At 69.0% G+C, this 7,162-nt stretch carries 8 protein-coding genes and 1 tRNA gene; 8 read left to right on the top strand and 1 reads right to left on the bottom strand.

The window, feature by feature from the left end:
• The 3 genes from AC07NX_RS14565 to AC07NX_RS14555 all read left to right on the top strand — a co-directional run.
• Positions 1 to 621 (top strand): biotin/lipoyl-containing protein (locus AC07NX_RS14565; protein ID WP_494642720.1); only part of this gene is annotated, 621 nt, incomplete at its 5' end.
• A gap of 43 nt (positions 622 to 664) precedes the next feature.
• Entirely contained in the window at positions 665 to 1,066 is a 402-nt protein-coding gene (locus AC07NX_RS14560) for a DUF805 domain-containing protein (RefSeq protein WP_494642718.1), read from the top strand.
• 128 nt (positions 1,067 to 1,194) lie between these two features.
• Positions 1,195 to 1,602 (top strand): DUF805 domain-containing protein, encoded by a 408-nt coding sequence (locus AC07NX_RS14555; RefSeq protein WP_494642716.1) that lies wholly within the window; start codon positions 1,195 to 1,197, stop codon positions 1,600 to 1,602.
• Here the strand turns inward: AC07NX_RS14555 and lipB are convergent.
• Positions 1,599 to 2,324 carry a lipoyl(octanoyl) transferase LipB gene (gene lipB / locus AC07NX_RS14550; RefSeq protein ID WP_494642714.1) on the bottom strand — a complete coding sequence of 242 codons (726 nt, stop codon included), beginning with the start codon at positions 2,322 to 2,324 and terminating at the stop codon, positions 1,599 to 1,601. The two genes, AC07NX_RS14555 and lipB, sit on opposite strands and share 4 nt — an antisense overlap.
• Before the next feature lie 70 nt (positions 2,325 to 2,394).
• Between lipB and AC07NX_RS14545 the strand changes: the two genes are divergently transcribed.
• The 5 genes from AC07NX_RS14545 (at position 2,395) to AC07NX_RS14525 (ending at position 7,046) form a co-directional block, all read left to right on the top strand.
• A complete protein-coding gene (locus tag AC07NX_RS14545; RefSeq protein WP_028040691.1) occupies positions 2,395 to 2,646 on the top strand; it encodes a FliM/FliN family flagellar motor switch protein in 252 nt (83 codons plus the stop codon).
• Between the two features lie 82 nt (positions 2,647 to 2,728).
• A tRNA-Leu gene (locus tag AC07NX_RS14540) sits at positions 2,729 to 2,813 on the top strand.
• A gap of 143 nt (positions 2,814 to 2,956) precedes the next feature.
• The gene (mgtE, locus tag AC07NX_RS14535; protein ID WP_494642712.1) at positions 2,957 to 4,411 is read left to right on the top strand and encodes a magnesium transporter; all 1,455 of its coding nucleotides are present in this window, start codon (positions 2,957 to 2,959) and stop codon (positions 4,409 to 4,411) included.
• A gap of 120 nt (positions 4,412 to 4,531) precedes the next feature.
• The gene (gene spmX / locus AC07NX_RS14530; RefSeq protein WP_494642710.1) at positions 4,532 to 5,812 is read left to right on the top strand and encodes a lysozyme-family localization factor SpmX; all 1,281 of its coding nucleotides are present in this window, start codon (positions 4,532 to 4,534) and stop codon (positions 5,810 to 5,812) included.
• A gap of 79 nt (positions 5,813 to 5,891) precedes the next feature.
• Entirely contained in the window at positions 5,892 to 7,046 is a 1,155-nt protein-coding gene (locus tag AC07NX_RS14525; RefSeq protein ID WP_494642708.1) for an isovaleryl-CoA dehydrogenase, read from the top strand.
• Positions 7,047 to 7,162: the final 116 nt, after the last annotated feature.

Below are 7,162 nucleotides of genomic sequence, written 5' to 3'. Positions count from 1 at the left end.
ACGCCCGGGCAGGTCGACATCCTGACCGCCGTCGGCGCGGCCATGCAGCGGACCTACGCCGCCCGGGCCCGCTCGACGCAGGCGGGGCTGACCAACCCCGTGCGCACCGAGTGGGTGGTCGCGGTCGGTCCCGCCAAGCGGCGGGTCAGGCTGTCGGGCGAGGCCCAGCACCTCACCGTCGAACTGCCCGACGAGGGCCGGACCCTGGGGCTGGAGACCCTCGACTGGCGGCCGGGCCAGCCGGTGTTCCGGGGCAGGCTGGACGGCGCGGCCTTCACCGTCCAGGTGACGCCGGCCGCCGAGGGCTTCGACATCCGCCACCGCGCCGCCAGGGCCCGGGTGCTGGTCCTGACCCCGCGCTCGGCCGAGCTGCACGACAAGCTGCCCGAAAAACAGCCCGCCGACACCTCCAGGCTGGTGCTCTCGCCCATGCCCGGCCTGGTGGTCAGCATGGACGTCGCGCCCGGCCAGGCCGTCCGCGAGGGCGAGGTCGTCTGCGTCCTGGAGGCCATGAAGATGCAGAACATCATCCGCGCCGAGCACGACGGCGTCGTCAAGGCCGTCAACGCCAAGCCCGGCGACCCCGTCGCCGCCGACCAGGTCCTGGTGGAGTTCGGCTAGACGTGGTGATCTTCACCCAGGCGCCGTTCAGAGGGAAGATTCGATGACGTTCACGCAGAAGCTGTTTTCGTTCCAAGGGCGCCTTCGCCGGCGCGACTACTGGCTGCTGAGCTTTCTGATGATCGGCGTCATGATCGTGGTCTTCATCCTGGGCGCGGTCATGGGCATCGACGTTTCGCGGGATTCGGGCGAGGCGGCGCTCCTGCAACTGGTGGCGACCCTGGTCGTCCTGTGGCCGAGCCTGGCGGTGGGCGTGAAGCGTTGCCACGATCGCAATCAGAGCGGCTGGTGGCTGCTGATCGAGTTCATTCCTATCGTTGGCGGTCTGTGGGCGCTGGTCAATCTGGGCATTCTCGACGGAACCCGGGGCCCCAATCGCTTCGGGCGCTCGCCGAAAGGGATCGGCGGCGATATCGACCCGGAGCTGGAGAAGGTCTTCGCCTAGAGCGTGGCGGCCGAAGGTGTGAGCGGTTTCGGCGTCCGCCACGCTCCAAATGTTTGAAATGGAGCCGGCTCTTTCGCCCGGCCGCGACGCGGCTTAGGTTCGTGGCGAGACGTTTGGGGCCTGGCGGAATGAACGAACGCGCGGAGTGGTGGGACCTGTTCCTGTCGGCCTCGGGCCGGACGGCGCGCGGCCCGTTCCTGGCCGTCGCCGGGGTGCTGCTGGGCGTGGCCATCGTCTACGACGCCAGCCTGCCCGACGCCCTGCATTGGCTGACCGGCTGGCTGGTCTATCCGACCCTGGTGTTCTGCGGCGCCTGCGTGCTGTCCAAGCGCCTGCACGACCGGGGGCGGTCGGGTTGGTGGGCGGCGCTGGTGCTGATGTCGCTGATCGCGGTCTGGCCAACGCCCAAGCACTTCCTGGACTTCCTGTTCGCCGGGGTCCTGGTCTGGGCGATCGTCGAGCTGGGCGTCATGCCCGGCGAGCAGGGCGCCAATCGCTATGGGCCCAATCCGCTGAGACCGACGGTGTCGATCTAGGCGGGCGGGGTCTCGATCTGGACCGGTCCGAACACCCGCGTGAAGCTGGCGCGCAGCGCCTCGTCGGCCTCGTCCATCGTCACGGGCAGGCCCAGGTCGACCAGGCTGGTGACGCCATGCTCGGCCTGGCCGCAGGGCACGATGCCGCTGAAGTGCTCCAGGTCCGGCTCGACGTTCAGGCTGATCCCGTGGAAGCTGACCCAGCGGCGCAGCTTGACGCCAATGGCGGCGATCTTGTCCTCGCGCGACCAGCCGGGGCCCTTGCGCTCGACCCAGACCCCGACCCGGCCCTCGCGCATCTCGCCGGTCACGTTGAAGGCGGCCAGGGCCTCTATGATCCAGGTCTCCAGCGCCGCGACGAAGGCCCGTACGTCGCGGCCGCGCCGGGTCAGGTCCAGCATCACATAGGCGACGCGCTGGCCGGGCCCGTGATAGGTGAACTGGCCGCCGCGGCCGCTCTCGAACACCGGGAAGCGGTCTGGGGCGATCAGGTCGGCGGGCTTGGACGACACGCCGGCGGTGTAGAGCGGCGGATGTTCCAGCAGCCAGACCAGCTCGCCGGCCGTCCCGTCGGCGATGGCCGCCGCGCGGGCCTCCATGGCGGCAACGGCTGCCGGGTAGGGCACGTACCCGGTCGAAACCGCCCACCCCACGGGGGCGCCGCCGGGCGCCGCGAACAGCGGAAATGGCTTGTTTTCCGGGTTTAACGAGCGATCAAGCATGCGGCCCTAGTCTTGCATCGGGTGGCGCGCGGCCGAGTCCGGCCGCGTGTGAAATCCAGGGACTTACTTCGTGAGCCAGGTCAACGCCGTCAATGTCGAGATCTCCGTTCTGCTGGGGCGCTCGATCCTGCCGATGCAGCAGCTGCTGCGCATGGGCCGCGGCGCGGTGATCCCGCTGGACGCCAAGACCAATGACGAGGTCTGGATCCTGGCCAACAACCACCCGATCGCCCGGGGCGAGATCCAGATCAGCGACGACCGCATCGCCATCCAGGTGACCCGCGCCGCCGACGTCTACGACTATATGGCCGGCGGGACGTAGGGGCGCGGCGGATTTTCGCATTCCGCGAACTCCGCTCTTCCCAAAGCAGACTCAGTTTGCTACCTGCCGCGCCTCACCACGAGCGGTCGTGGCGGAATTGGTAGACGCGCAGCGTTGAGGTCGCTGTGGGGCAACCCGTGGAAGTTCGAGTCTTCTCGACCGCACCAGGTGAGACAACGGATAGAGCGCTTCCGGCGAAATCGGTTTCCGACTCGCCAGGGGCGCTCTAACCATTTTCCGGGGAAGGGCTGGGCCCTTCGCAGCTTCAGGTCACGCGCAGGACGCACGTCTTAGAGTTCAGGAGGTCCCCATGTCCCGGGAAACAACCGACCTGACAGACGATCCGCGCCACAACCTGGTCATTCCCGAGCCCGAGGCCATCGAGGATCTGGAAGACCTCGCCCTGGGCGACGACTACGCGCTCAATCCCGAATATGTCGAGATGGTCATCGACGCGGCCGACCGCGGCGACACCGCGCGGCTGCGCGAGCTGGTCCACGCCCTGGATCCGGCCGACGTCGCCGACCTGATGGGCTTCCTGTCGGCCGGCTATCGCGAAGAGGTGATCCCGGTCCTGGACCCGGAATGGCTGGGCGAGATCATCGCCGAGCTGGACGACAACCTGCGCGAGGAGGTGCTGGAAGCCACGCCCTCGGCCACCCTGGCCAAGGCGCTGGAAGAACTGGACTCCGACGACGCCGCCGACGTCATCGACGACCTGGACGAGGGCAAGCGCGCCCAGGTGCTGGCCGCCATGGACGAGGGCGACCGCGCGGCGATCGAGACGACCCTGGCCTACGAGGACGAGACGGCCGGCCGCCTGATGCAGCGCGAGTTCCTGGCCGCGCCGCAGTTCTGGACCGTGGGCCAGACCATCGACCACGTCCGCGAGGCCGGCGACCGCCTGCCTGAACTGTTCTTCGACGTCTATGTGGTCGACCCCAGCTTCACGCCGGTCGGCGCCCTGCCGATCAGCCAGCTGCTGACCAACAAGCGCGAGACGCCCCTGGCCGAGATCATGGAGCCGGTGACCGAGATCGCCGTCGACATGGACCAGGAAGAGGTCGCCTACATCTTCGACAAGTACCACCTGATCAGCGCCCCGGTCGTCGAGCCCGGCGGCCGCCTGGTGGGCCAGATCACCGTCGACGACATCGTCGGCGTCATCCGCGAGGAGGCCGAGGAGGACATCCTGGCCCTGGCCGGCGTCAGCGACGCCGGTCGCGACGCGACGGTGGTCGACATCGTGCGCGCCCGCCTGCCGTGGCTGCTGCTCAACCTGGTGACCGCCACCATCGCCGTCAGCGGCGTGGCGGTCTTCCAGGACCAGATCGCCAAGCTGGTGGCCCTGGCCATCCTGATGCCGATCGTCTCGTCGCTGGGCGGCAACGCCGGCACCCAGACCCTGGCCGTCGCCGTGCGGGCCTTGGCCAGCAAGGAACTGACCACGGCCAACGCCCGCCGGATCATCCTGCGCGAGCTGTCGGTGGGCATCGTCAACGGCTGCACCCTGGCCCTGGTGATGGGCGGGGCGACCTATCTGTTCTTCGGCCCGGCCGACCACCACGGCAAGCTGGCGATCATCGTCGGCCTGGCCCTGATCACCAACATCTTCACCGCCGCGGTGGGCGGCATACTGGCGCCGCTGGCCCTGGCCAAGATGGGCCGCGACCCGGCGGTTTCGTCCTCGATCTTCGTGACCTTCCTGACCGATTTCACCGGCTTCTTCGCGGTGCTGCTGATCGCGGCGTTGTTGTTGCAATAGCCGCCCGCGTCCGGGCCGGCATATCGTCAGACGAGATATGGGACGCCGCGAACGGCGCCCATCTTGCGCTTCACGTCTTGAACGCATCCGCGTCTGTATCAAACTGGGTCAGTGTTGGCGATGAAACCGCGCTATCAGGTCTCCCGCGCCGCCGTCGATCTCATCAAGAGGTTCGAAGGTTACCGGATGAAAGCCGCGCAGCTGCCCGACGGGCGCTGGACGCTGGGCTATGGCCACACCCTGACCGCGCGCGCCGGAGCTTCCGTCTCGGAACAGGACGCCGAAGCCCTGCTGCTCTACGACCTGATCACCGTGGCCCACGCGGTCAACGAGAACGTCTACACGCCGCTGAACCAGAACCAGTTCGACGCCCTGGTCTGCTTCGCCTTCAACATCGGCACGGAAAACTTCGTCCGCTCGGCCGTGCTGCGCCGCCTCAACGAGGGCGCGCCGCTGCAGGCGGCCTGCGAGATGGAGCTGTGGCGCAAGGCCGACTTCGAGGGGGAGCGCATCGTCATCGACGCCCTGGTCCGCCGCCGCTCGGCCGAGAAGGCGCTGTTCCTGACCCCGCCGGACGGGGCCTGGGTGGCCGCGCCCAGCTCGGTGCTGCGGCCCAGGGTCGACCACGACGCCGGAAAGCTGGTGCCCAGCCAGGCGCCGGCCGCGATCACCACCGCGCTGAGCGGCGACAAGGCCGTGGCCCTGCGCGCGGACGGCTCGTCCACGCCGGCCTTGCCCGGCGCCGGGCCCAGCGCCAGCGAGCAGGCCGCGGCCGCCGTCGGCGCGCGCCTGGAGGCGATCCTGCCGGACGAGGCGGCCGTCGCGGCGACGCCGATCCAGGGTCTGGCCGCGCCGGTCCAGGACCTGGTCCTGCCGGAGCCGCCCGTCCCGGCCGCCGCCGCGCCGTCGCCGTTCGTCTACGCGACCCCGGAGCCGCTGGTCGCCGCTCCGCCGGTCGCCGCGCCGTTTCAACTGACGCCGGAGGAGCCGGTCGCCGAACCGGCCTTCGCCCCCCCGTCGCCCGCCGCCGAGCCGGTCGCGGCGACCGAGCCGAGCCTGTTCGAGACGGCCCGCCCGGCCGCCGCCGGTTCTTCGCTGTTCAATCTGGGCGGCTTCTCGACCAGTGGCCCCGTCGAGCTGGAGACCCAGGACGTCGCCTTCCCCCATGTGCAGCCGCACGCGTTCGGGAGCGTCAGCTTGCTGGTCTGCCTGGGCCTGCTGGGCCTGGCCTTGTTCGGCGGCGGCATCCTGTGGAACCTCAGCGTCGGAGCCAGCCAAGGCGTGTCGCTGGTCAAGATGTTCGGCTGGGGCGCCAGCGTGATCGGCATGATCTGCTTCGCCACCGCCGCCTACCTGCTGATGCGCCGGCTGGGCGATCCGGATCCGCGGGACGAAGACTAGACCCTCGATGGGAATGATCCAGAGCATGAACGCCCGCGGACCTGCTTGATCCGCGGGCGTTTGTGCTATGCAGAGGGTCATGACGAACCAAACCGCACCCTCGATGGACTTCGCGCTGGGCGAGACGGCCGACGCGATCCGTGACACCACCGCCCGCTTTGCGGCCGACCGCATCGCGCCGATCGCCGCCAGGATCGACGAGACCAACACCTTCCCGCGCGAGCTGTGGGTCCCGATGGGCGACCTGGGCCTGCATGGCATCACCGTCGAGGAAGAGTTCGGCGGCCTGGGCCTGGGCTATCTCGAGCATGTGATCGCCATGGAGGAGGTCAGCCGCGCCTCGGCCTCGGTCGGCCTCAGCTACGGCGCCCACTCCAATCTCTGCGTCAACCAGATCCGCCGCTGGGCCAGCCCCGAACAGAAGCAGCGCTATCTGCCAAAGCTGATCAGCGGCGAGCATGTCGGCTCGCTGGCCATGAGCGAGGCCGGCTCGGGCTCGGACGTCGTGTCGATGAAGCTGAAGGCCGAAGCCGTCGGCGACCGCTATGTGCTGAACGGCACGAAGTTCTGGATCACCAACGCCCCGCACGCCGACACCCTGGTGGTCTACGCCAAGACGGATGAAAAGCGGATCACCGCCTTCCTGATCGAGAAGGGCATGAAGGGCTTCAGCGTCAGCAAGAAGCTCGACAAGATGGGCATGCGCGGGTCTGACACCGCCGAGCTGGTGTTCGAGGACTGCGAGGTGCCGGAGGAGAACGTCCTGGGCCCGGTGGGCGGCGGGGTCGGGGTGCTGATGAGCGGCCTGGACTACGAGCGCGCCGTGCTGTCGGCCGGGCCGCTGGGCATCATGCAGGCCTGCCTGGACGTCGTCCTGCCCTATGTCCGCGAGCGCAGGCAGTTCGGCCAGGCGATCGGCTCGTTCCAGCTGATGCAGGGCAAGATCGCCGACATGTACGTGGCCCTGAATTCGGCCCGGGCCTATGTCTACGCCGTGGCGCGGGCCTGCGACGCGGGCAAGACCACGCGGTTCGACGCGGCCGGCGCGATCCTGATGGCCAGCGAAAACGCGGTGAAGGTGTCGCTGGAGGCCATCCAGGCCCTGGGCGGCGCGGGCTACACCAAGGAATGGCCGGTCGAGCGCCTGATGCGCGACGCCAAGCTCTACGACATCGGCGCCGGCACCAACGAGATCCGGCGCTTCCTGATCGGGCGGGAGCTGGTGGGGGCTTAGCGTCCTACGCTGCTCCTCTCCCCGTGGGGGAGGCGATCGCGCAGCGATCGGTGGGGGGAGTTTTAGAGTCGATCGGGGAATCGACCGTCGCCCGATTACGCCCCCACCGTCGGCTT

The sequence above is a fragment of the Caulobacter sp. GW821-FHT09A05 genome (assembly GCF_059418465.1).
The sequence above is the reverse complement of the archived record's forward strand: the minus strand, read 5'-3'. Positions and strand labels throughout refer to the sequence as shown.

Coding starts and splice junctions, on each gene's coding strand:
- AC07NX_RS14560 (WP_494642718.1), top strand. CDS start 665: ATGACGTTCACGCAGAAGCTGTTTTCGTTCCAAGGGCGCCTTCGCCGG.
- spmX (WP_494642710.1), top strand. CDS start 4,532: ATGAAACCGCGCTATCAGGTCTCCCGCGCCGCCGTCGATCTCATCAAG.
- lipB (WP_494642714.1), bottom strand. CDS start 2,324: ATGCTTGATCGCTCGTTAAACCCGGAAAACAAGCCATTTCCGCTGTTC.
- AC07NX_RS14555 (WP_494642716.1), top strand. CDS start 1,195: ATGAACGAACGCGCGGAGTGGTGGGACCTGTTCCTGTCGGCCTCGGGC.
- mgtE (WP_494642712.1), top strand. CDS start 2,957: ATGTCCCGGGAAACAACCGACCTGACAGACGATCCGCGCCACAACCTG.
- AC07NX_RS14525 (WP_494642708.1), top strand. CDS start 5,892: ATGACGAACCAAACCGCACCCTCGATGGACTTCGCGCTGGGCGAGACG.